A 23303-nucleotide genomic window follows, 5' to 3' on the forward strand; every position below is an offset into this window, starting at 1 on the left:
CCCCTTCCCCGCTTTTCCGAGCCTAGTCGTGGCGAGCACAGCCCCCTGGCCGCTGGCCCGGCGGGCATTGGCCGCCCGCCCCCCGCGGGGGGCGGGGGGGCCGGGGGCCGGACCCGTCCCACCCGACGTCTTCAGCTACGCAGGTTCCACTGCTGGTTCGTGCCGCCGTGGCAGGCCCAGAGGTGCACCTTCGTGCCGTTCGCGGTGCCGTTCCCGCTGGCGTCGAGACAGAGCCCGGACTGGGCGCCGGTGATCGTGCCGTTCGGGTTGACCGTCCACTGCTGGTTGACCTGCCCGTTGCAGTCCCAGATGATCGCCAGGGTGCCGTTCGCGGTGCCCTGGCCGGACGCGTCGAGGCACTTGGTGCCGTACACCACGAGTTGCCGGGCGGCGGTGTACGTCCAGCGCTGGTTGGTGCCGCCTAGACAGTCCCAGAGCTGGGCCTGCGTGCCGTTGGTGGTGCTCGATCCGCCGATCTCGAGGCAGCGGCCGGACTGTCCGCCGACCAGTTGGACGTTCTGCTGGCCGCCGCCGCTCTGCGGACCGGCCGCCGCCATCACCGCCTGCGCCCCGGCGGGCCAGTTGTTGTTGCTCACCGTCACGTTGCCGTTGACCACGTTGCCGCGATCGCCGTTGGTGACGTTGCTGCTGCCGTTGGTCGACCAGTTGTTGGTGACGGTGAAGTTGCCCATGTTCTCGGCGTACCAGTAGTTGGCGGTGGCCCAGGTGCCGGTCGACGAGAAGACGTTGTTGCGGGCGGTGAAGTAGCGGGAGCCCTCGTCGAAATAGAGCCCGAAGTGGCCGTTGGTCCGCAGGCAGTAGTTGTCGCTGATCAGTCCGCCCGGATTCGCGGACAGGGTGTAGATGCAGCCGCCGTCGTTCATCTGCTGCATGACGTCGTGCACGTAGTTGCCGACGAGCCGGTTGTTGGACGCGGTGGTGGCGGTGCTGTAGCGCGGCTGGTAGTTGTACAGCCCCCGGTCGGCGTAGTGGTTGCTGCCCCCGGCGTCGTTGGAGCCCCAGCCGTACCCGATCGACATGCCGGTGTACGGCATGTTGTAGACCTCGTTGTACGAGACGGTGGCGTTGGTGACGTAGGTGGTCAGCACCGAGACGATGCCCCGGTACTCGATGCCCAGGTCGTGCAGCCGGTTGTTGCTGATGGTGATGTCCCGGTTGACCATGCGCTGGTCGCTGGGGTGGTGGGCGTCGGCGCGTACGCCACCGACGACGATGCCACCGGCCACGTTGCGGGCGATCTCGGACCGGGTGATGGTGATGTTGCTGGCCCCGAGGCCGACGCCGCTGCCGTGGGCGTTGGCGTCGTTGCCGATCCCGATGGCGGTCTGACCGAGGTTGACGAACGAGGAGTCGCTGAAGGTGACGTTGTTGGCGGCCGAGATCTGCACGGCGGCCGGCATCTGCTGCCAGTTCGGGCGGGTGGCCTCGAACTGCGGGCAGCCGTTGTGGCAGGAGGTGAAGGCGGGCCAGCTCCAGTTGCCGGCGATGTACGCGCCGGTCTGCTGGTCGACGTAGCCCTGGGCGCTGCTGGCACCGAGCCAGCTCGTGCCGGTGACGGTCACCCCGCTGAACGTGATGTGGTGGGCCGGGGCCGCGTACGTGCCGCCGATCTGGATCAGGGACTGCACCGTCGGCAGCTCCACCCGGGCGCTGCTCATGTTCTGCCCGGCCAGCGGGATGTAGGACAGCGCACCGCTTCCCGGGTCCAGATACCACTCCCCCGGCGCGTCCAGGAACTCGTAGGCGTTGCTCAGGTACAGCGGCCCGGCCCGGTGCGGGCTGGTGAAGGTGTCGTACCCGAAGTTGTTGTTGCTCCAGCCGGGTTGCTGCATCCGGATCTGGTTGCCGCTGATGCTCTGCACCGAGACGTACCGGTCGGTGAACGAGTTGACGCTCTCCATCTGGATGCGGCTCTGGTTGGCCAGGTTGTTCAGGTAGCCCAACGCGCTGCTGGTGAACCGCATCCCGGTGCTGTCGGCGGTGAAGTCGGCCCGGTTGACCTGGGTACGCGCCCGGGTCGCCACGGCACCGTCGACGTAGAGCTGCCGGCTGTCCTGCCCGGCGCCGACGTTGGCCCGCCAGATGTTGCGTCCGGCGTCCACGAGGGACCAGCCGGTCACCGCGCGGGCGCCGCTGATCACCGGCCGGGCCGACGGGGCGGCCTGCCACAGCACGCGGTATCCGTTGGTGCCGGAGTCGGCGGCGGTGAAGCGCAGCGGCGCGGTGAGCCGGTAGGTCCCGTCGGCGAGTTGCACCACGATGTCGCCGGACATCGCGCTGTTCAGGGCGCGGACGGCGGTCTGCGCGCCGGTCAACGAACACGGCGCGGCGGCGCTGCACGTGCTGCCGCTGCCCGTCGGCGAGGCGTAGAGGGTGGTGGTGGCCGCGAGGGCCGGGGCGGCGGAGGTGGCCACGACGGTGGCGGTGAGCACGCTGGTGAGCGCCACCGTGGTCACCGCGGCCAGCACCCGTCTGGGTGCGGAGGGACGAGGCGGTCCGGACACGGGAGGTCTCCTTCGGCTGGGACGGGTGGTGGTGTTCGTGCGGCGGTAGTGGCCGTGCGAGGGGTGGTGGCCGGCTCAGCCCAGGAGTCCGCGCAGGTAGGCCAGCCCGTCGAGGGCGAGCCGGTCCGGCGACGGGGCGAGGGGCCGCCAGATGGACGCGGCGGTGGCGATCGTCTCGTTCTCGGCGGTGAACGACTCGATGCAGACCGCGCCCCGGTAGCCGGTGCCCGCCAGCACGGCGAAGAGGCGGGGCCAGTCCAGGTGGTCGCTGCCGGGAGCACCCCGGTTGGTGCCACTGACCTGGACGTGCTTGATGTACGGGCCGGCGACGGCGAGCGCGGCGTACGGGTCGGTCTCCTCGATGTTCATGTGGTACGTGTCGATCATCAGGCCGACGTTCGACGGCAGACCGTCGATCAGGTCCACCGCCTGGTCGATCGTGTTGACCACGCTCGTCTCGTACCGGTTGAGCGCCTCCACTCCGATGGAGACGCCCCGCGTACCGGCGTACTCGGCGACCGGGGCCAGGGCCCGGCGGAAGTCCGCGTAGCAGGCGGCCCGCTCGGCCGCCGTCATCCGCCAGGTCCGGCCCACCGAGGCGTAGACCGGGCCGCCGACGCTCGGCGCGCCGACGGCCGCCGCGCTGTCCACACAGCCCTTCAGGTACGTCACGGTGGCCTCGACCACCCTCGGTGCGGCGTCGACGAGGTCCCGGCCGGGCGGGGTGACCGCGCAGACGCCGGCCGCGCTCAGCCCGTGTGCCGCGAGCAGGTCCCGGGTCCGGACCGGATCCCAGTCCCCGGGCTGCTCGATCGGCAGCTCGACCGTGTCGAAGCCGAAGCCGGCGATCCGGGGCACCAGCTCGGCCAGCGCCGCGTCGTCGACCGGTGAGGTCCACACCCAGGGGTTGACGCCGATCTCGTACACCGGGGCCTACTTCCAGCGCTGGGGGTACCCGGGCAGGTCGGTGCAGCCGCACATCGCGTAGTGCAGCGGCGGCATGTCCGGGTCGAGGTAGCTGTCCAGGTTCTCCTGGGTGATGGTCGGCTGCGGCAGCTTCCACGGGTTGGAGACCTGCTCACCGTCGAGGATCCGCAGGGCGGCGATGATCGGCGTACGCCACTGGTAGGTCGGGTAGGTCGGCGCGATGGCGGTGAGCCCGGCCTCCTTCCACACCTTGAGGAAGTCGAGCTGGTCCTCGCCGTTGATCGGCGGCACCGGCTTGCCGGCGTCCTGGAACGCCTCCACCGCCGCGACGGCGACCGCACCGGCGTCCATCCAGACGCCGTCGATGGTGCCGTACCGCTGGAGGTAGTCGTCGACGATCTTCTTGGTCTTGGCCGGGTCGCCGTCGGTGAACTCGACGCCGACGACGTCGACGCCCGCCTTGTCGAACGCGACCTTCGCCGCCGCCCAGCGCGTCTCCAGCACGTCGACGCCGGGCAGGATGCGCAACGCGAGCAGCTTGCCGCCGGGCTTCATCCGCTGGCTGACGAACTCGGCGCCCACGTGACCGAAGCCGTACCCGCCGATGGGGTTGATGAAGGTCACCGGGCAGTCCGTGTCGACACCACGGTCGAAGACGATCACCGGCAGGCCGGTGCGGCAGGCGGCCTCCACCGCCGGGGTGAGGGTGGCGGTGGTGTTCGGCGAGACGATCAGGGCGTCGCAGTCGCGGCCGAGCAGGTCGTTGATGTCGGCGATCTGCTTCTGGTCCTTGCCCTCGGCCTCCACGTGCACGAACTCGGCGATCCGGTCTCCCTGTGCGGCCACCTCGGCCTGCATGGTCTTGTAGCCGACCTGACGCCAGGGGTTGTTCAGCGCGGCGTTGGAGAAGCAGATCCGGTGGGGCCCGGCCTTCTTGTAGGAGGCGGTGTCCACCATCGCCGGGTCGAGCGCCTGCTCCCACGGTTTGTCCGCCGGGCCGGTCGGCGTGGCCTGCAACAGGGCCAGCTCGGCGTCGTAGGCGGACTGCTCGAAGAAGGAGGACTGTTCGCCGGTGCCGGCCCCGGCGGGCGCGGACGAGGCACCGGACGGGTTCGCGACCGGTTGGTCGGTGGCGCAGCCGGCGAGGGCCAACAGTGTCACCGCGCCGAGCGCGGCCAGAGAGCGTTTCATCGGGATCCCCTTTATCTGGACGTGGAACGTCGGGCCGCGACCGCCACGGCGACCAGGATGATGACGCCCTGGACCGCCGGTCGGAGCGCGCCCGAGATGCCGTAGAAGTTCATGAGCGCGAAGAGCAGTTCGAGGGTGGTGGCGCCGAGCATCGCGCCGACGACCGAGCCCCGGCCGCCACCCAGCGCCACACCGCCGAGGACCACGGCGGTGATGGCACCGAACTCCAGGCCAGCCCCGGCCTGGAAGGAGACCCCGCTGTAGCCGCCGATCAGGATGGCCGCGACCGCCGCCGCGAGGCCGCTGAGGACGAAGGCGGCGGTGCGGGTACGCCACACGCGTACCCCGCTGAGCCCGGCGGTGCGCGGGTTGTCGCCGACGGCGACCAGGATCCGCCCGAAGTCGGCGCGGGTCAGCAGCACCGCCACCGTGGCGACGACCGCGAGGATCACCAGCGCGTACGGGACGCGGCCGAGCAGCGGCACGTCCTCGAAGGCGCGCCGGCCGTACTGCCGGAACTCCTCGGTGAGCCCGCCCTTCGGCGCCCCGTCGGACCAGAGGTAGACCGCGCCGACGAGGATCAGGAACATGCCGAGGGTGGTGACGAACGAGGGCACCCCGAGCCGCGTGGTGACCAGGCCGTTGACCAAGCCGACGAGCGCGCCGCCGACGAGCAGCACCAGCACCACCGGCCAGGTCCGCGTCGGGTCGCTGTCGATCAGCCGGGCGGCCACCACCACCTGCGCGGTGACCAGGGCGCCGACGGAGAGGTCGAACTCGCCGCAGACGATCACGAAGTACTGCCCGGCGGCGAGCAGGATGATCGGCGCCGAGCGCCCGAGGAACGACATCAGCGACGGCGGGCTGAGGAAGTCGGGCTGGCGGACGGTGATCAGGACCAGCAGCACCACCAGGATCGCCAGGATCGGTGCCAGGCCACCGGGTCGGGTCCACTGCGCCGGTCGGAGCCGACGCCGGAGGGTCTGCGTGCTCACCCGGCCGCCTTCCGCATGGTCCGACGGGCGTAGACGGCCACCGCCGCGATGATGATCACGCCCCGGACCACCTGTTTGGCGAACGCGTCGACGGCGAGCTGGTTGAAGACGGCGTCGATGGTGGCGAGCAGCAGCACGCCGCCGACCGTGCCGATCACGCCGCCCCGGCCGCCGGCCAGCGCGGTGCCGCCGATCACCACGGCGGCGATCGACTCCAGGTCGTAGAGGCCCTCCGAGCCGACCCGGGGCGCGCCCGAGCCGAGCCGGCTGGCGAGGTAGATGCCGGCGATCCCGGCGCAGAGCGAGCAGAGCACGTGCGCGGTGACCCGCACCCGGTCGGTGCGTACCCCGGAGAGCCGGGCGACCTCCTCGTCACCGCCGACGGCGAGCAGATGGTGGCCGAACCTGGTCCGGGCGAGCGCGAACCAGGCCGCCCCGGCCACCAGGAGCAGCAGCAGGAAGGCCACCGGCACCGGCCCGACGCGCTGGTAGCCGAGGGTCTGCACGAGGGTCGGTGAGGTGGTGCCGGCCGGGCCGGCGTACCCGTTGTCGAGATATCCCTTGAGCAGCAACCCGACGCCGAGCGTCGCGATGAACGCGTTGATCCGCCCGGCGGTGACGAGCAGGCCGTTGAGCAGCCCGATCCCGGCGCAGACCAGCAGCGTCAGGCCGATCGCGGGCAGCATCGCGCTGTCCCGGCCGGCCATCGTCTCGGCGGCGACCAACGTGCTCAGGCTGACCACGTACGCGACCGACAGGTCGAGCGAGCCGCCGAGGATGACCAGGGTCTGCCCGACGGCGACGAAGCCCAGGCCGGCGGCGACGTGCAGCAGGCTCACCGTGGTCGACTGGTTGACGAGTTGACCGCCGTCGAGCAGGACGACGAGCCAGCCGATGGTGAGGGTGAGGGCCAGGGCCACGAACACCCCGGGCACCGGGCGTCGGGCGGGCAGCAGCGCACGGGTGGTCACGCGGCGGTCTCCCGTACCGTGCCGAGGGCGAGCCCGACCACGTCCTCCTCGCGGCTGCCGGCGGGCAGTTCGCCCACGATCCGGCCGTCGCGCATGACGATGATCCGGTCGCTCATGCCGATCAGCTCGGGCAGGTCGGACGAGATCATCAGCACGGCCGCGCCCTCGGCGGCGAGGCGGCGGACCAGGTCGTGGATCGCCGACTTCGCGCCCACGTCGATGCCTCGGGTGGGTTCGTCGAAGAGCAGGACCCGGGGCTTCAGGGCGAGCCACCGCGCCAGCACGACCTTCTGCTGGTTGCCGCCGGAGAGGAAGCGGATCTCCTGGTGGTCACCGGCGGCGCGGACCTCGACGGCGGCGAGCAGTTCCCGGACCCGGGCGGTACGCACGGCCCGGCCGGAGCGGATCGGGAAGGCGGCGCGGCCGGCGAGCAACGCGTTGTCGAGCACCGACTGGCGGCCGATCGTGCCCTCGCCCTTGCGGTCCTCGGTGACGTAGGCGATCCCGGCCCGCATCGCCGCACGCGGGGAGCGCAACCGGACCGGCCTGCCGTCGAGGCCGACCTCGCCGGTGGTGAACGGGGCGGCCCCGAACAGGGCTCGGGCCAGGGCGGAGCGGCCGGAGCCCTGGAGACCGCCGATGCCGAGCACCTCGCCCGCGCGCAGGTCCAGGTCGATGTCGCGCAGTCTGCGGTTCCCGCCGCGACGCACGGTGAGCCGGACCGCGCCGACGTCGGCCGGGGCGGCGCGCGGCGGGTAGTAGTGCGACAGTTCGCGGCCGACCATGTGCCGGACGAGGTCGTCGGCGCTGGTGTCGGCGGTGTCCGTGGTGGTCACCCGGCGGCCGTCCTTGAGGACGGTGATCCGGTCGGAGAGGTCGAAGACCTCGGCGAGCCGGTGTGAGACATAGAGGATGCCGATGCCCTGTTCCTGGAGCCGGCGCACCAGGGCGTAGAGCAGGGTCACCTCGTGGTCGGCCAGTGCGGCGGTGGGCTCGTCCATGATGATCAGCCGGGCGTCCAGGGCGAGTGCCTTGGCGATCTCGACGACCTGCTGTTGCGCGACGCTGAGCCGCCCCACCGGAGCGTCGGCGGGCAGGACGGTCTCCCCGACCGAGGCCAGGAGCTGCCGGGTGCGTTCGCGCATCCGACGACGGTCGACCAGGCCACGGCGGGTCGGCTCGTGGCCCAGGAACACGTTCTCCGCGACGGTGCGTTCCGGCAGCAGGTTGAACTCCTGGTGGATGATGCCGATGCCGGCCCGTTGGGCGTCGCGGGGGCCGCCGAAGGCGCGCGGCTCGCCGTCGAGTTCGACGGTGCCCGCGTCCGGGGCGTACCCGCCGGAGACGATCTTCATCAGGGTGGACTTGCCGGCACCGTTCTCACCGACGACGGCGTGCACCTCGCCCGCCGCGACGTCGAGCCCCACCCCGTCGAGGACGCGGACGCCGAGGAAGGCCTTGCTGATTCTCCGCAGCGCGAGCAGGGGCGCCGGACGCCGGTCTGACATCGTCGAAGATCCTCACGATCAGTAGCCAAGATCGGGTGCCGTCCGACGCCGGAGATCCTCCAACATGGACGGTCGATACTGTTTTGTCATCCAGATGCGGCACTTCGTGTTGTCGTGCGCAAACTTTCGCTTGACACGACCGAAACATCACACGTATGAAGATAGATGTTCGGGTATGAGTTCGCAATCCCCCGCCCGCCAGGGACTTTCGGGCACCGTCCCGTCGGTGCGGACCGGGAAAGACACACCTGCGCGAGAGCCAGCACCGGCACGGAGACACCGTCCATGGCGTCGTTAACATCCGGCGACATCGATGGACGGTGTGCTCCGGCTCCCCACCCCCACGGGACGGCACCTCAGTCCGACATGACGGTGAGTCACCACCGGAAGCGTTGGCGCGCCACCCGTATCCCCCGCCCGTCCAACGAGGAGACGCCATGCGTCGCACGACATCCATCATCGGAGTGATCGCGGGTCTGTTACTGACCTTCGCGGTCGTGAACCCGGCGGCGGCGGCTCCCGCCTTCCGGGCCCTGGTGTTCACCAAGACCGCCGGTTACCGGCACGACTCCATCCCGGCCGGCGTCACGATGTTCCAGCAGCAGGCGGCGGCCAACAACTTCGAGGTGGTGCACAGCGAGGACTCGGCCGTGTTCACCCCGGCCAACCTCGCCACCTTCGACGTCCTCGTGATGTTCCAGACCTCTGGCATGGTCTGGACCTCGGCCGCCCAGCGTCAGGCGGTGGAGGGTTTCCTCGCCTCCGGCAAGGGCATCGTCGCGGTCCACAACGCCACCGACATGGGCATCGAGGGTGAGTACCCGTGGTGGGACCAGACCGTCAACGGCGGCGCGCACATGCCGGAACACTCCCCCGGCGTCCTGCCCGGCACCGCGATCGTGGCCGACAAGAAGCACCCCTCCACGGCCACCCTGCCGGACCGCTGGAACCGCAGCGAGGAGTGGTACAACTTCGACAAGAACCCGCGCGGTGACGTACACGTGCTGGTCACGGCCGACGAACGGACGTACAACCCCGGTTCCCGGGCGATGGGTCCGGACCACCCGATCTCCTGGTGCCGTGCCGTCGGTGGCGGTCGGGTCTGGGCCACCGCGATGGGCCACGCCATCGAGTCCTACAGCGAGACCCACTTCCGCAACCACGTGCTCGGCGGGGTGAAGTGGGCCGCCGGCAACGAGCCCGGCGACTGTGGCGGCACGGTCTGGGGCAACTTCGAGAAGCGCTCGCTGGACACCAACACCGTCGACCCGATGGCCCTGGCGGTGACCCCCGACGGCCGGGTGATCTACGTCCAGCGCGGCGGCCAGATCAAGATCTTCAAGCCGAGTACGAGCAGCACCGTCACCGCCGGCACGCTCAGCGTCTACACCGGCGGCGAGGACGGCCTCACCGGGCTGGCGCTGGACCCGAACTTCGCCACCAACGGGTACGTCTACCTGTACCACTCCCCCGCCAGCAGCTCCACCGACGTCAACCGGGTCTCCCGCTACACGTTGAGCGGTGACACGTTGAACATGTCCAGCGGGGTCACCGTCATCGACATCCCCGCGTACCGCGACCGCACGTACCCGGAGCCGGGACACACCGGTGGGTACATGGACTTCGGGCCGGACGGCAACCTCTACATCGGCACCGGCGACGACGTGCCGCCGAACCTCGACCCCAACTGGCAGGGCTACGCGCCGCTGGACTGGCGCTCGGGCAAGCACATGCTCGACGCGGCCCGGACCGCCGGCAACACCAACGACCTGCGCGGCAAGCTGCTGCGCATCCGGCCCTCGGCGAGCGGCGGTTACACCATCCCGTCGGGCAACCTCTATCCGCAGGGGACGGCGCAGACCCGGCCCGAGGTCTACGCGATGGGCTTCCGCAACCCGTTCCGCTTCTCCATCGACCCGGCCAACGGCTGGGTCTACCTGGCCGACTACGGGCCCGACCGGAACCCGCCGACCACCAACCGCGGCCCCGAGGGTCTCGTCGAACTGAACGTGATCAAGGCACCGGGCAACTACGGCTGGCCCTTCTGCCACGGCGACAACCAGCCGTACGCGCCGTACAACCCGGACACCGGTGCGGTCGGCGCCAAGTTCAACTGCTCCTCCCCGGTCAACAACTCCCCCAACAACACCGGCCTGACCAGCCTGCGCCCGGTGGTCGCGCCGAACATGTGGTACGGCTACGGCACCTCGACCACCTTCCCGGAGCTGGGCTCCGGCGGCTCGGGACCGATGGGCGGCCCGGTCTACCGCTACAACGCGGCGAACCCGTCGCAGACGAAGTTCCCGCCGTACTACGACGGGGTGCACTTCTTCTATGAGTGGTCGCGCAGCTACCTCAAGGAGGTGCACTTCGACTCGGCGACGGCGGTCACCCGGACCAACGCGTTCCTGCCCAGCACGCGGTTCAACAAGCCGATGGACATGGAGTTCGGCCCGGACGGATCGCTCTACCTGCTGGAGTGGGGCACCAACTTCGGCGGCGGCAACAGCGACTCGGGTCTCTACCGCATCGACTACGTCCAGGGCGGACGATCTCCGATCGCCAAGGCCACCGGCACGCCCACCAGCGGCAACGCCCCGCTGACCGTGCAGTTCTCCAGCGCCGGGTCGGCGGACCCCGACCCCGGTGACACGATCAGCTACCAGTGGACCTTCGGTGACGGCACCACGTCGACGGCGACCAACCCGTCGCACGTCTACACCGCCAACGGCAACTACACCGCCCAGCTCAGGGTCACCGACAGCACCGGCAAGACCGGCTTCGCCAACGTGGCGATCACCGTCGGCAACACCGCTCCGGTGGTCACCATCACCACCCCGGCGCACGGCGGCATGCTCACCTTCGGTGACCGAGTCTCCTACCAGATCAGCGTCTCCGACCCGGGTGGGGCGGCGATCGACTGCGCCAAGGTGATCCTCAACCCGGCGCTGGGGCACGACGACCACGCGCACGAGACCACGGACCTGCCCGGCTGCTCCGGCACCATCCCCACCGACCTGCTCGGTGGGCATCCGGACGGCGCGAACCTGTTCTATGTGCTCAACGCGCGCTACACCGACAACGGCGGGGCGGGCGGGGCCGCGCCGCTGACCGGGCACGCCCAGGTGATCCTCCAGCCCAAGCACAAGCAGGCCGAGTACTACAGCAGCCAGTCCGGCACCCGGGTGGTCGACCAGGCCGGCGCGGAGAGCGGCAAGCGGGTCGGCGACATCTCCAACAACGACTGGGTGGCCTTCACCCCGATGAGCCTCTCCGGCATCAGCACGGTCAGCTACCGGCTGTCGTCACCGTCCGGCGGCGGCACCATCGAGCTGCGGGCCGGCTCCCCCACCGGCACGCTGCTGGCCACCACGCCGGTGCCGGCCACCGGCGGCTGGGACAACTACCAGTCGACGCCCCCGGTGAACGTCACGGCCCTGGCCGGTACGCACACCCTGTACCTGGTCTTCAAGGGCAGCGGCAACAACTGGTTCGACCTCGACTCGCACACGTTCGGCGGTGCGGGGGTCGGTGTCGGCGGCACCGGTGGGGTGGCCGGGCGGACCTGGACCCTCACCGCCCAGCACAGCGGCAAGGTGATGGACGTCAACGGGGTCTCCACCGCCGACGGCGCCCAGATCCACCAGTGGGCCGCCAGCGGTGGGAACAACCAGAAGTGGCAGGCGGTCGACGCCGGCAACGGTGCCGTCACTCTCAAGGCGGTGCACAGCGGCAAGTGCGCGGAGATCGTCGGCTCGTCCACCAGCGCGGGTGCCTTCCTCCAGCAGGCCACCTGCGGCACCGGCAACCAGCAGAAGTTCACCGTCACGGCGACCGGCACCAGCGGCGTCTACACGGTCCGCAGCGTGCTGAGCGGCCTGTGCCTGGACGTCAACGGCGGCGCCACCACCGACGGCGCCCGGCTGGTGCAGTGGACCTGCCACGGCGGCACCAACCAGCAGTGGCGGTTCGGCGCGGCCTGAAGACCGCGACGCTGACCCGCCGATGACAGCGGTCGGGACCGGCCCCCGCACCACGGGAGCCGGTCCCGATCGCCGTGCGCGGACCCGATCAGCGTGCGCGGACCCGGGCGGGTCGCGCGGACCCGGGGCGACGTGCGCGAACCCGGGGTGACGTGCGCGGACCGGGGGCCGCCTGGGCGGCCCTGGACGGCGTGCGCAGACCCGGTCGGGTCAGTGGCCGTCGGACTCGGCAAGCGGTGCCTCGGCCCGCCCGCCGTGGCCGTTCAGGGCGGTGCCGCCGACCGTCGCGCCGGTCGGCAGGTACGCCGTCCGGGCCGGTGCCGGAGTGTCGTACTCCGGCAGCAGCCGCCGTCCCGCCGACACGGGCCGGACGTCGGGCCCCTCGGTGCTGCGGGCCGCCGGACGGCGCACGGAGGCGGTGATCGCCCGTTCGTCGACGCGGACGCCGAGGCCGGGCGCGTCGCCGAGGACGAAGGCACCGTCCTCGACGTGAAGGTCGAGCGTGACGCCGGCAGGTGGACGCAGGTTCTGCAACTCGCTGGTCAGGTGGTTGGGCACCGACGTCGCCGCGTGCAGCAGCCCGACCGGACTGTTGCCGATCGGGCTGACCGGCAGGTCGTGGGCGTGCGCCAGGGCCGACGTGCGCAGGAAGTGGGTGACGCCCCAGACGGCGGCGGCCTGGACGATGTCGACCGCCCCGGCGGCGATCAGCGGGCGGTACTGTTCCAGCCCGGTCAGGTTCTCGCCGGTGGCGACGGAGGCCCGCACGCCCCGGCCGACGGCGGCCAGGCCCTCGGCGTCCCAGCGGCGGACGGGCTCCTCGATCCAGATGAGATCGAGGGTGCGTTCGAGTTCGCCGACGTGGCGGACGGCCTGCTTGCGCGTCCACGCCTCGTTGACGTCGAGCATCAGACCGGGGCGGCGTCCGTGCCCGGCCTCGGTCAGCACCTCCCCGACCAGGCCCAGGCGATGCCGGTCGCGGGCGATGTCCAGACCGCCCTTGAGCTTGGCGGCACGCAGGCCGTGCGCGGCGTACGCGCGGTAGGTGTCGACCAGCTCGTCGTCGGTCAGGCCGATGTCCAGGCCGGAGGCGTACGCGGGCACCCGCCGGTCGCGTCCGCCCAGCAGCCGCCAGAGTGGCTGGCCGGCGGCCTGCGCCTTGATGTCCCAGAGGGCGGTGTCGAGCGCGCCGATGGTGCCGAAGACGGAGCCCCCGTGTCCGGCCTTGAAGCTGTGGCGCAGCATCCGGTCGTAGAGCGTCGTGACGGCGCGCGGGTCCTCGCCGTCGAGGGCCGCGAAGATCCGTTCGATCTCCACGTGCGGGCCGAGGCCGACTCCGGAGATCCCCTCGTCGGTGTCGACGACGACGATCGACACCGGGACCACCCCGTCGGCGAAGACGCCGTTGGCGTCACCGACCGGGCGTCCCCATTCCTGCACCGTGGTGAGCGTCCGATATCCGGTGATCCGCATGTCAGCCCTTCGTGGAGCCGGCGGCGACGCCGTCGGCGATCTGGCGCTGGAGGAAGAGGTAGACCAGCAGGACGGGGAGCGCAGCGATCAGCACCCCGGAGGCGAAGGTCGGGATGTCGTCGGAGTACTGCCCGCGCAGCGAGGTCACGCCCACCATCAGGGTGCGCTGGTCGGCCGAGGGCATCATGACCAGCGACATCAGGACGTCGTTCCAGCAGAACAGGGCGTTGAGGATGCCGACGGAGAGCAGCGCCGGGGTGCCCAGCGGCAGCATGATCCGGCGGTACACGCCGTAGAGGCTGTTGCCGTCGATCCGGGCCGCGTCGATGATCTCCGGCGGGATCGACCGGTAGTAGCTGGTCATCAGGAAGACGGTGAAGGGCAGGAACTGGGCGACGTAGACGAGGATCAACCCGGGGTACGTGTCGATGAGCGCCGTGTCGGCCATGATCCGGGCCAGCGGCACCATGATCACCTGGAACGGTACGAAGAGACCCGCGAGGCAGCCGAGGAAGAGCGCCCGCGACCCGCGGAACCGCACCTGGCTGAGGGCGAAGCCGGCCATCGAACCGAGCAGCAACAGCAGGAGCACCGACGACGACACCACGATCACCGAGTTGACGAAGTATCGGCTCATACCGACGCTGCTCCACGCCGTCTCGATGTTGTCCCAGCGCAGCTTGTCGGTCAGGGCGAAGCGGTCGAGGATGTAGTCGCGCCGGGTCTTCATCGCGACGTTCGCGGTGAACAGCAGGGGGTAGATCGTCGCCAGGGCGAGCACCAGCATCGGGACGGCGATCAACCACCGCCCCGGCCGCAGGCGTGACATCAGTTCTCCCTTCCGGCCCGGCTGAGCAGTTTGATCTGCACCAGCCCCACCACGAGCATGATCACGAAGAGGACCGTCGAGGCGGCCGAGGCGAGGGCGGGACGGTTCATCTGGCCCTGCTGGATCCAGATGTAGTACTCCGGGAGGTAGGTGGACCCCTCCGGGCCGCCGCTGGTCATCACGAACAGCAGGCCGAACATCGAGGTCAACATGCCGATCAACGTGGTCACGAAGACGAACTGGATGGTCCGGGACAGCCCCGGGACGATCACGTGCCGGATGACCTGGGGCAGCGAGGCGCCGTCCACCCGGGCGGCGTCCAGCAGGGCGGCGTCGAGGGTCGCGAAACCGGCGAGGAAGACCACCAGGGACATCCCGAAGGTGGCCCAGACGTGCACGCCGACCACCACGAACATCGCGATGTCCGGGTCGCCGAGCCAGTCGATCGGGCCGACACCGGCCGGGCCGAGCAGGGAGTTGAGGGGGCCGTCCACCGCGAGCAGCAGGTTGAAGATCGCGCCGACGATGACCGGGGAGAGCACGGCGGGGAAGAAGTAGACGCTGCGGTAGAGCCGGTGCCCGGGGACCCGGAGGTAGATGAAGGTCGCCAGCAGGCCGGGGATCGCCACCGCCACCGGCAGCAGCAGCACCAGCCACCCGACGTTGCCCAGCGCGGTCCGGAACAGCGGGTCGGCCAGCAGCTCCCGGTAGTTGTCGACGCCCACCGCCGTGCCGTCGCGGGCCCCGTCCCCGGTGAACGAGAAGTTGACGCCGAGCAGCAGCGGATACAGCCGCAGCACCACGATGATCAGCACGGCGGGGGCGACCAGGACGTACGGTGCGAGGCGCTCGGAGCGCAGGCGGCCGGCGGCCCGCGTCGCACCGGTCCGGCGACGGTCGGCCGCCGCGTCGGTCCGTCCGGCCGGAGCCGGACGGACCGACGACTGTGCGTTCCCGATCGGCACGAACTCAGCCCGCCTGGTCGGAGGCGGCCAGTTGCCGCACCACCTCGTCGACGTCGGCCGAGCCGCTGAGCAGTTGCTGGGACAGTCGGCCCATCAGGTCCAGGGTCTTCGAGGAGAGCGCCACGTGCAGGGCCGGCTTGCCGTCCGCGGTCTCGGCCACGATGCCCGCCACCGCCGGGCCGCCCTGCGACACGTCGATCGTGGTGTCGGCGGCGATCGCGCCCGCGTCGGCGTAGAAGGCCTTGAGCGCCTCGGTCGAGGTGAGCGAGCGGACCAGGTCGGCGGCGACCTTCGGGTCCTTGGTCCACTTGGCCACGCCGTAGCCGATCCCACCGTCGAAGGGCAGGCTCGGGGTGGTGCCCTCGGTGACCACCGGGGCGTTCATCACGCCGAGCTTCTCCGGCGTCAGGAACTCGTTGAAGTCCTTCCAGTGCCCGACGTCCGACATCAGGCCGATGACGTGGGCGGCCTTGCCGGACTGGAAGAGGGCGAACCCGTCGTTGAACATCGCGGTGGAGTTGGCGCCGTCGGTGTTCAGCCCGGCGTCGCCGGCCTCCTGCCAGAGCTGGAAGACCCGCTTGACGTGGGGCGAGTTCCAGTCGCGCTTGCCGGCGATCCAGTCGTCGTACTCCTGCGCGGTGAGCGTGGCGGAGCCCAGTGCGGAGAGCCAGAACTGGATGCCCGCGCCCTCCTTGTTGCCCAGCGCGAAGCACTTGGCGCCGGCCTTGGCGATGGCGGCGCAGTCGCTGAGGAACTCGGTCCAGGTGGTGGCCGGGGCGTCGGGGTCGAGCCCGGCCTTCTCGTACACCGCCTTGTTGTAGTAGATGGGGTGGCCCTGCAACGTCACCGGGCCGGCGTAGGTGCGGCCCTCCTCGGTGAAGGCGTCCCAGCCGGCCAGGCGCTCCCGGTCCTCGGCGAGGTACTCGTCCAGCGGCACCAGCGCGTCGACCCGGTCCCGGATCTGACCGCCACCGTTGAAGAGCATGACGTCCGGGCCCTTGCCGGTCTGGATCGCCGCGCCCAGCAGGGTGTAGTACTGGTCGAACGGCTGCGCGACGAACTCGACCGTCACGTCCGGGTGCTTCGTGGCGAAGTCCGCCTTGGCCTTGTCGAGGTACGCAGCGGCGGACGGCTCACCGGACTTCCAGTCCCACACCACCAGCTTGCCCTCCGCGCCACCGGCGGACCCGCCCGATCCGGTGGCGCTTCCACAGCCGGCCATCGCTACCAGTCCCACAACGAGGACGGCGGACCATATTGCGCGCTGTTTCATCGTTGTTCACCTCTGAACGGCAATGGCCGACGGCTCCACCGCAGGCCAACAATGTGCGAAAACGTAACTCGTATGACGTGTGACGTCAACGGTCGGACGTACACTGACCACCGGACGTCGTGCCACGCAAGCAAATCGGAGGGGACATGACGCCATCGCAGGAGACGACCGTGGATGCCACGGCCGCCCCGGCCTGGACCCGCCGGCCGCAGAACCTCGCGCGCGCCGTCACCGCCGAGCTGGTGCAGCGGATCGTGCGCGGGATGCACCCGTCCGGGTCTCCCCTGCCCCCCGAGCCCGTGCTCTGCGAGACCTTCTCGGTCAGCCGGACCGTGGTCCGGGAGGCGGTGAAGGTCCTCCAGGAGAAGGGCCTGGTGCAGGTACGCCAGGGTGCCGGCACCACGGTCACCGAGCCCTCGAACTGGGACATGCTCGACGAACTCGTCCTCGCCGCCACCATCGCCGAGGACGACAGCCTCGCCATCCTGGACGACCTGGTGGTCACCCGACGGCTGCTCGAATCGGACATGGCGCACGTCGCCGCCCGGCAGGCCGACGCCGAGACCATCGAGCGCCTGCGGGCGCTGGTCGACCGGATGGACGAACTCGTCGACGACACTGCCGCCTACCACGAGCACGACCGGGCCTTCCACGACACGGTGATGCAGGCGTCCGGCAACCGGATCGCCCGTGGGGTGGTCCGCTCGCTGGAGAGCCAGGTCGCCAACACCGCGCGGTACATGGGCCGCACCCAGCGCTCGCTCTGCGTGGCGTCCAATCGGGGACACCGCCGCATCTACGAGCGGATCGCCGCCCGCGACCCGGCCGGTGCCGCCGAGGCGATGTTCACCCACATCACCGAGGCGTGGCTGGTCCGCCGCAAGGGCTCCGGCAAGCCGACCCGACTGCAACGCTGACACCGCCCCTCCATTCGCCGCCGGCAGCCGTCACCGGTCGTCGACCGGTGACGGCTGCCGTGGTGATCCCGCTGTCCCGCGAAGGTCAGGAGAACTGCGCGAAGAACCGCCAGATCTCACCCTTGGTCCAGGTCGTGATGCCGCTCTCGCCGTACGTCCCGTCCACCGGGCCGGGCATGTGCCCGTTGTCGAAGGCGGCCCACTGCACCGGGTAGCCCGACCGGCAGCCGGAGTACGCGGTGGTGATGTGGGTGCGGCTGCCGCCACCGGGCTCGGGCGGGTTCTGCGCCGCGCACCCGTTGTTGCGGACGAACGTGTCGCGCAGCGCGCGCCCCTGACCGATGTTGAGCACGTTGTCCGTGATGCCGTGCAGCCCGAAGTACGCGATCGGCTGGGTGCCGCCGGAGCAGCCGCTGATCTGGGCACCGGCGATCACCGCGACGGCCCGGAACACGTCGGCCCGCGCGCAGGCCAGGGCGTAGCTCATGCCGCCGCCCCAACTGAAGCCGGTGGCGAAGCGCTGCCTCGGGTTGACGCAGAGGTCGCTCTCGATCCGCCGGATCATGTCGTCCACGAACGTGACGTCCTCGCCACCGGCGTTGCCCCAGCCGTTGCCGAGCCCCTGCGGCGCGACCAGGATCGCGCTGTTGTTGGACTGCTCCTGCTGGCCGTAGTACGACCAGGCGGTCCCGCTGGTGCCGCCGTTGGAGATCTCCTGCATGGTGCCGCCCCGCCAGTGGAAGGCGAAGATCAGCCGGTACGGGTTGTTCGGCTGGTAGTTGGCGGGTACGCGCAGGATGAACGACCGGCTCTTGCCGCCGCTCTGGATCGTGTGCGTGCCGCTGGTCAGGGTGGGCGTACGGCCGCATCCGGTGCCGCCCGTCGGCGGCGGGGTGGGGTTGCTCCCGTCGACGCGGACGAGCTGCCACTGCTGGTTGCCGCCGTTCCAGTCGGCGTACTGGACGATGTTCGCCCCGTCGGCGGTCGACGCGCCCTGGACCTCGACGACCTTGCCGCTGTGCCGGCTGACCAGCCGGACGTGGCCGCCGTCCGAGTCGGCCAACCGGAACTGCTGGTTGGCCCCGTTGTTGTCCGACCAGGCGACGATCGGGGCACCGTCGGCGGTGGACTGGTTCTGCACGTCGAGGACCTTGCCGGAGTGCCGGGACTTGAGCCGATAGAAGCCGCCGCCGGAGTCGACGAACTGCCACTGCTGGTTCGCGCCGTTGTTCCGCGTCCACTGACTGATCCGCGCGCCGTCGTTGGTGGCCAAGGCGTACAGGTCCAGCGCCTTGCCGCTGGTCCGGTTCACCAGGACGTACCACGCGGTGGTGTCGACCGTCGCGGCGGACGCGGGCGCGGCGTTCACCGCCACGACCGTGCCGGCCGTCATGACCACGGCGAGCGCGGCGGCCAGTCCGGATCGTCGACCGCGTCTCGGCGGGGAGGCGGGACGGGCCTCGCCGATGACTGTCATGGTCCACTCCTTCGGTCGGGGTCGCCTGCGGGCGGGACCGCCCGCACGCGCCCGGCTGGGGGTGCCGGCGTCGGGTGGTGGCGTCAGCACGTCGGTGTGTCGTGGGGATGCCCGGACGGCGGCGCCCGATCCGGCGACACGAGCCCACGAGGGAGCGGTCCACCAGGTCGGGGCGTGGTGTCGACGCCGGACGACCGGACCGCTCGCTCATCGAAATCTAACGATGCAGACGTCATACGTCAAACGACAGATGTAGGGCTGGCCCGAAAGTGGCTGCGCCGCGCTGCGCGGTGCAGCAGAATGGCGCGGTGCGGATCACGGAGATCAACCCCGGCGCGGACGAGACCCTGGCCGGGACGCTGCTGTCGATCCAGCACGCGGCGTACGCAGTGGAGGCGTCCCTCATCGGCGACGACCGCATCCCGCCCCTGCACGAGACGCTCGACGCGCTGCGCGCCGCGCCGCTGCGGTGGCTCGGCGCCCACCACGACGGACGGCTGGTCGGCGCGGTGGCCTGGTCGGAGAGCCTTACCGAGCTGGACATCGACCGGCTCGTGGTGGACCCGACGGCCCACCGTCGCGGCACCGGCACCGCCCTGGTGCGGACGCTCCTCGCCTCGGCCGGCGACCGGCGGACCGTGGTCGCCACGGGCGCGGCGAACCTCCCGGCCCGCCGGCTCTACGAGCGTCTCGACTTCCGCCTGATCGGCGAGCGCGAGGTCGTCCCCGGCCTCCGGATCGCCGAGTACGTCCGCGAACCGGCGACCTGAGCCACCCTTCGGTCGGCTCGGTGCGAACCGTTGCCCGGGACGCTCCTATGCCAGGGTCGCCTGGGTGGTTGTCGAGCGCCATGGACATGTCATTTTTGGCGCTCGGTGTGCGGTGTCGCCGAGATCATGGACAGTTTCCGTTAGCGCGAAACGGAAACTGTCCATGATCTCGCGTCGGCCACGAGTCGTGCGTCCGAGCGAGGTCGCCGAGCCCGTGCCGTCCTGAGGCACTCGCGGAGTCCCGCGAACTGCCGGGCAGGATGGAGATCCGCCACACGTGGGCACCGGTGCTCTGTGAGAAGCTGCGGCTGGAGAACTAAGACAGCGGTTTTCGGGCGAGCAGGAGAGCTAAGGAACAAAGCTTTGACGCTCTGGTACAGCGAATGTTTCGTCTCCGAATGAGCTTGCGGGAACGTACCAAGCGGCGTTGACAACGATCTACCGGGCTTCGTCGCTAGGCCGCAGCGGTTCAGACCAGTCCGAGGCTGATGGCGAGTTGGGTGATCGTCGTCGACGCGTCCTGGTCGCGGGCGACGTGGGCGACCATCTCTCGTACCGCCGGTCGGTGCCGGATCTCGGCGGGCGCAGTGGCATCGGCCTGGATCAGCACTCGGGCCGCGTTGGTGACGTCGTCGGTGTCCAGGTAGGCGCGAGCCGCGTCGACGAGATGCGCGGCGCGATGCTCGACGGGGAGCCACCGCCACTCGTCGCGCCCGATCGCCTTCTCGTGCCGTGCGACGGCCTCCGAGGTGTCGCCGAGTTCGATGGCGGCGGTGACCCGGGCCAGTTCGACGGCGGTCGGGCCGAACGCCGTGCGGTGGTGGTCGTGTCCCTCGCCGACCCGGGCGGCCATCTCGGCGGCTTCGTCCAGCAGGTCAGCGGCGGCGCGGTCGTTGCCGCAGGTCGCGGCGATGAGGGCGGCCTGCACGAGCAGGCTGCCGCAGAGCGACACCTCCGGCGGTTCGCCGGTGTCGGGGTCGGGTGGGGCGATCTGGTAGGCGGCGGCCAGCATCACCGAGCGCGCCCGCGCCGACGTCCGGAGCACCTGCCCGAGTTGCACCGACGCGCACGCCAACAACAGCCGGTCGCCGGTGGCGGCGGACATGGCCCGGTCGGCGGCCAGCCAGGCAAGCTGATGCTCGTCCAGCTTGACCAGCAGCGCCGTGGTGACCCGGTACGCCTCCACCACCAACGGCCGACCCGCCTCCGGGTCCTGGGCGTACGTCCGATGCACGGTGGTCAACAGCCCCGGCAGCAGGTCGATCAGGTGCGGGTATCGGGCGTGCTGGTAAGTGGTCCACGCGTGCGCGACCTCCCGCGCCACCCGCTCCGGCGGCATCACCTCGCCGCGCGCCGACGGTCGACCGAGGGCCATCTCGTACGTCGACATCGCCGCCCTGATCCGCGCGACACCCTCATGACGCTCAACCGCATCAGCAGGCTCGACGTCACGACCGAGCAGAGTCGCCGCATCCACCCGCAGCACGGTGGCGATGTCCCGGATGACCGACAGGCGCTCCAACGACCGCACACCACGTTCGACCTTGTCCACCCAACTCTTCGACTTGCCCAGGCGGTCGGCGAACGTCTGCTGCGACAGGTTCCGCCGCGCCCGCAGGTAGGCGACCCGCCGCCCGATCGGAACCGGGTCACCGGGCACGACGCCACCGCCGATCCGGCACCGCCCGGGTCGTCTCCTCGACCGGTATCCGCTCCGCCTCAGCCTGCGCCAGGATGCGTTGCTTCGCGGCCTCCCGCTCCGCTGCTTCCGCCTGCTCGCCACGGCTGTGCCCTCGTTCGTGTTCCACGCCGCCCACGTACGACCCCTCATCGGACAGGGCGCGGCGGTGTGGGTACTCGGGAAGATGTGGCCACCGCCGCGCCGGTTCAGAGGCGCGACCGCAGCACATCGAAGAAGGACGAACATGCGGACCGCGCTGTAATCGGGACGCTACGGAACGCACACTTGCTAGCTGGAACGCTTACGCACCACCACTACGCGGCCAGGCTCATCCGCTCGCACAGCCCCCGCAACTCCGGCGAGGTCGCACCCTTACGCAGCAACGACCGTGCCGTCTCCCGCGCCGACACCGACGAGCGGGCGTGCTGCGACCCGACCCGCTCCGCAGCAAGCAGCATCCGCACCGCATCCCGGTCCCGACCGACAGCCTCAGCGGCACGGCCCATGTCGAGCCAGAAATACACCTGCCGCACCGCAGGCAGGCCCGCCAACTCCACACCCGCCGCCGTCTGCAACGCCGCCTCCGGACGACCCGTGTCCAGCAGGTACGCCATCAACCACAACGCCACGTTCCGTGGTCCCCAGGCGAGGTCCCACCTGTCGGTCTCCCCGGTGTGCGCCGCGATCCGCCCCGCCTCGGCAAGATGCTCCTTCGCACCCGCCTGATCCCGCAGCCCAGCGAGGTGATGCGCCCGCGCCAGGTGCAGGAATCCCAACACGTCCAACGCCCCATCAGCGCTGCTGCCCGAAAGATCGCCAGCCGCGACGTCACACAGCGCCCGCGCCGGACCGTACGCCCCCGAGTAGGCCGACACCCGCGCCCGGTTCGCCGCCGCGACCCCGGCCGCCACCGGGTCATCGAGCAACTCGGCCGCCTCGGCGCACCGCTCTGCCGCCAGCCACGCATGCGCCGGGTAGCTGACGTTCAGCAACGACCCCATCGCCACGCCGTACACCGGCACCATCTCCGCCAACGCCACCCGCCGATCGGTGAGTCCGTGCATCGCCGGCACCAGGTCGACAAGCCGCCGCAACGCGCCCGCGTAGTCACACCGCCCATACAGGCCACGCACGAGCGCCGCCTCTCGGCGTACCTGCTCGACCGTCGCCACCGCATCGGAACGCTTGGTCATCGGCGTGTCCATCATGATCCGCCACACCCGCTCCGCGTCGATGCGCGCCGCGTCGAGCTGCCGATCAGCCGGTGTGTACGCCTGCCCGGTCAGGTCCACTACCGAGCATTCGAGGGCCGCCGCCAGATCCACCACCATGTACCGGTCGGTGCGCTGCTGGCCACGCTCAATCCGCGACCACGAGGTGTGAGAGATGCCCGCTCGACTGGCCGCGTAGCGCACACTCCAACCACGCAACTCCCGACGAGCACGAATACGATCACCGATCGAGGGATCAACAGGTATCGGCCGACGAGCCATCAGCGGCACTCCCAGTCATACGAGAACCCCTGCCGATCGTCCCCGGCAGGCTGCCACTCCGGACGGTACACCGACCAGCACCGACAGCACCCGCACTTGCTTGATCATCAAGAAAGCCGTCAAAGGTTGAACGGACCTTCGAGTCCCCACCACCAGCGGGAACGTTGCTCACAAACATCATCTCAGGATCGGATTCGTCAACCGTCGTCGCGTTCCTCACGATCACGTACGCCGTGCAGTCCCTACCTAGACTCCTGCGCGTACCGCTCGCGTTCGGCTCGCTGACTGACAGAGGGTGGTGACAGAAGGAATAAGATCGACGTGC

Annotated in this window: 17 protein-coding genes; 3 read left to right on the plus strand and 14 right to left on the minus strand. The window is 70.4% G+C overall.

The features are described from left to right. Positions 1-131: 131 nt before the first annotated feature. From ACZ31C_RS19220 to ACZ31C_RS19245, 6 genes are all read right to left on the minus strand, one after another. Entirely contained in the window at positions 132-2525 is a 2394-nt protein-coding gene (locus tag ACZ31C_RS19220; protein WP_465796443.1) for an RICIN domain-containing protein, read from the minus strand. 75 nt (positions 2526-2600) lie between these two features. Continuing rightward, positions 2601-3452, minus strand: a complete 852-nt coding sequence (locus ACZ31C_RS19225) for a sugar phosphate isomerase/epimerase family protein (RefSeq protein ID WP_465796444.1) — start codon at positions 3450-3452, stop codon at positions 2601-2603. Between the two features lie 6 nt (positions 3453-3458). Next, complete coding sequence (locus tag ACZ31C_RS19230) at positions 3459-4643, minus strand: substrate-binding domain-containing protein (RefSeq protein WP_465796445.1); 1185 nt, start codon at positions 4641-4643, stop codon at positions 3459-3461. A gap of 11 nt (positions 4644-4654) precedes the next feature. Next, positions 4655-5638, minus strand: coding sequence for an ABC transporter permease (locus tag ACZ31C_RS19235; protein ID WP_465796446.1), 984 nt, complete (start codon positions 5636-5638; stop codon positions 4655-4657). After that, positions 5635-6609 carry an ABC transporter permease gene (locus ACZ31C_RS19240; RefSeq protein WP_465796447.1) on the minus strand — a complete coding sequence of 325 codons (975 nt, stop codon included), beginning with the start codon at positions 6607-6609 and terminating at the stop codon, positions 5635-5637. Before ACZ31C_RS19240 ends, ACZ31C_RS19235 begins: the two co-directional genes overlap by 4 nt. Further along, positions 6606-8117, minus strand: coding sequence for a sugar ABC transporter ATP-binding protein (locus tag ACZ31C_RS19245; protein ID WP_465796448.1), 1512 nt, complete (start codon positions 8115-8117; stop codon positions 6606-6608). Before ACZ31C_RS19245 ends, ACZ31C_RS19240 begins: the two co-directional genes overlap by 4 nt. A 437-nt stretch (positions 8118-8554) precedes the next feature. On the opposite strand from ACZ31C_RS19245, the gene ACZ31C_RS19250 reads away from it, so the two are divergent. Beyond that, on the plus strand, positions 8555-12100 hold the full coding sequence (locus ACZ31C_RS19250) for a ThuA domain-containing protein (protein WP_465796449.1): 3546 nt from the start codon (positions 8555-8557) through the stop codon (positions 12098-12100). Between the two features lie 210 nt (positions 12101-12310). On the opposite strand, the gene ACZ31C_RS19255 is transcribed toward ACZ31C_RS19250, so the two are convergent. From ACZ31C_RS19255 to ACZ31C_RS19270, 4 genes are read right to left on the minus strand one after another with little or no spacing between them, the layout of a single operon-like run. Continuing rightward, complete coding sequence (locus ACZ31C_RS19255) at positions 12311-13573, minus strand: mandelate racemase/muconate lactonizing enzyme family protein (RefSeq protein WP_465796450.1); 1263 nt, start codon at positions 13571-13573, stop codon at positions 12311-12313. Between the two features lies 1 nt (position 13574). Then, complete coding sequence (locus ACZ31C_RS19260) at positions 13575-14402, minus strand: carbohydrate ABC transporter permease (RefSeq protein ID WP_131054886.1); 828 nt, start codon at positions 14400-14402, stop codon at positions 13575-13577. Beyond that, positions 14402-15367, minus strand: a complete 966-nt coding sequence (locus ACZ31C_RS19265; protein ID WP_465796451.1) for a carbohydrate ABC transporter permease — start codon at positions 15365-15367, stop codon at positions 14402-14404. Before ACZ31C_RS19265 ends, ACZ31C_RS19260 begins: the two co-directional genes overlap by 1 nt. A gap of 4 nt (positions 15368-15371) precedes the next feature. Next, positions 15372-16640 (minus strand): ABC transporter substrate-binding protein, encoded by a 1269-nt coding sequence (locus ACZ31C_RS19270; RefSeq protein WP_465796452.1) that lies wholly within the window; start codon positions 16638-16640, stop codon positions 15372-15374. 146 nt (positions 16641-16786) lie between these two features. Here ACZ31C_RS19270 and ACZ31C_RS19275 point away from each other — a divergent pair, with 146 nt between their 5' ends. Beyond that, positions 16787-17557: a FadR/GntR family transcriptional regulator gene (locus ACZ31C_RS19275; protein ID WP_465796453.1), complete on the plus strand. Its 771-nt coding sequence runs from the start codon at positions 16787-16789 to the stop codon at positions 17555-17557. 85 nt (positions 17558-17642) lie between these two features. Here ACZ31C_RS19275 and ACZ31C_RS19280 read toward each other — a convergent pair whose 3' ends face one another. Next, positions 17643-19034 (minus strand): RICIN domain-containing protein, encoded by a 1392-nt coding sequence (locus tag ACZ31C_RS19280; protein ID WP_465796454.1) that lies wholly within the window; start codon positions 19032-19034, stop codon positions 17643-17645. A gap of 308 nt (positions 19035-19342) precedes the next feature. Here ACZ31C_RS19280 and ACZ31C_RS19285 point away from each other — a divergent pair, with 308 nt between their 5' ends. Further along, positions 19343-19804: a GNAT family N-acetyltransferase gene (locus ACZ31C_RS19285; RefSeq protein WP_465796455.1), complete on the plus strand. Its 462-nt coding sequence runs from the start codon at positions 19343-19345 to the stop codon at positions 19802-19804. 469 nt (positions 19805-20273) lie between these two features. Here ACZ31C_RS19285 and ACZ31C_RS19290 read toward each other — a convergent pair whose 3' ends face one another. The 3 genes from ACZ31C_RS19290 to ACZ31C_RS19300 form a co-directional block, all read right to left on the minus strand. After that, positions 20274-21464, minus strand: coding sequence for a helix-turn-helix domain-containing protein (locus tag ACZ31C_RS19290; RefSeq protein WP_465796456.1), 1191 nt, complete (start codon positions 21462-21464; stop codon positions 20274-20276). Further along, positions 21454-21612: a hypothetical protein gene (locus ACZ31C_RS19295; protein WP_254876825.1), complete on the minus strand. Its 159-nt coding sequence runs from the start codon at positions 21610-21612 to the stop codon at positions 21454-21456. The genes ACZ31C_RS19290 and ACZ31C_RS19295 overlap by 11 nt, the downstream gene beginning before the upstream one ends. A 187-nt stretch (positions 21613-21799) precedes the next feature. Beyond that, positions 21800-22945, minus strand: a complete 1146-nt coding sequence (locus tag ACZ31C_RS19300; protein ID WP_465796544.1) for a helix-turn-helix domain-containing protein — start codon at positions 22943-22945, stop codon at positions 21800-21802. Between the last annotated feature and the right edge of the window lie 358 nt (positions 22946-23303).

Source organism: Micromonospora sp. NPDC023869, assembly GCF_055559695.1.

Coding starts and splice junctions, on each gene's coding strand:
- ACZ31C_RS19270 (WP_465796452.1), bottom strand. CDS start 16,640: ATGAAACAGCGCGCAATATGGTCCGCCGTCCTCGTTGTGGGACTGGTA.
- ACZ31C_RS19250 (WP_465796449.1), top strand. CDS start 8,555: ATGCGTCGCACGACATCCATCATCGGAGTGATCGCGGGTCTGTTACTG.
- ACZ31C_RS19230 (WP_465796445.1), bottom strand. CDS start 4,643: ATGAAACGCTCTCTGGCCGCGCTCGGCGCGGTGACACTGTTGGCCCTC.
- ACZ31C_RS19275 (WP_465796453.1), top strand. CDS start 16,787: ATGACGCCATCGCAGGAGACGACCGTGGATGCCACGGCCGCCCCGGCC.
- ACZ31C_RS19255 (WP_465796450.1), bottom strand. CDS start 13,573: ATGCGGATCACCGGATATCGGACGCTCACCACGGTGCAGGAATGGGGA.
- ACZ31C_RS19280 (WP_465796454.1), bottom strand. CDS start 19,034: ATGACAGTCATCGGCGAGGCCCGTCCCGCCTCCCCGCCGAGACGCGGT.
- ACZ31C_RS19245 (WP_465796448.1), bottom strand. CDS start 8,117: ATGTCAGACCGGCGTCCGGCGCCCCTGCTCGCGCTGCGGAGAATCAGC.
- ACZ31C_RS19260 (WP_131054886.1), bottom strand. CDS start 14,402: ATGTCACGCCTGCGGCCGGGGCGGTGGTTGATCGCCGTCCCGATGCTG.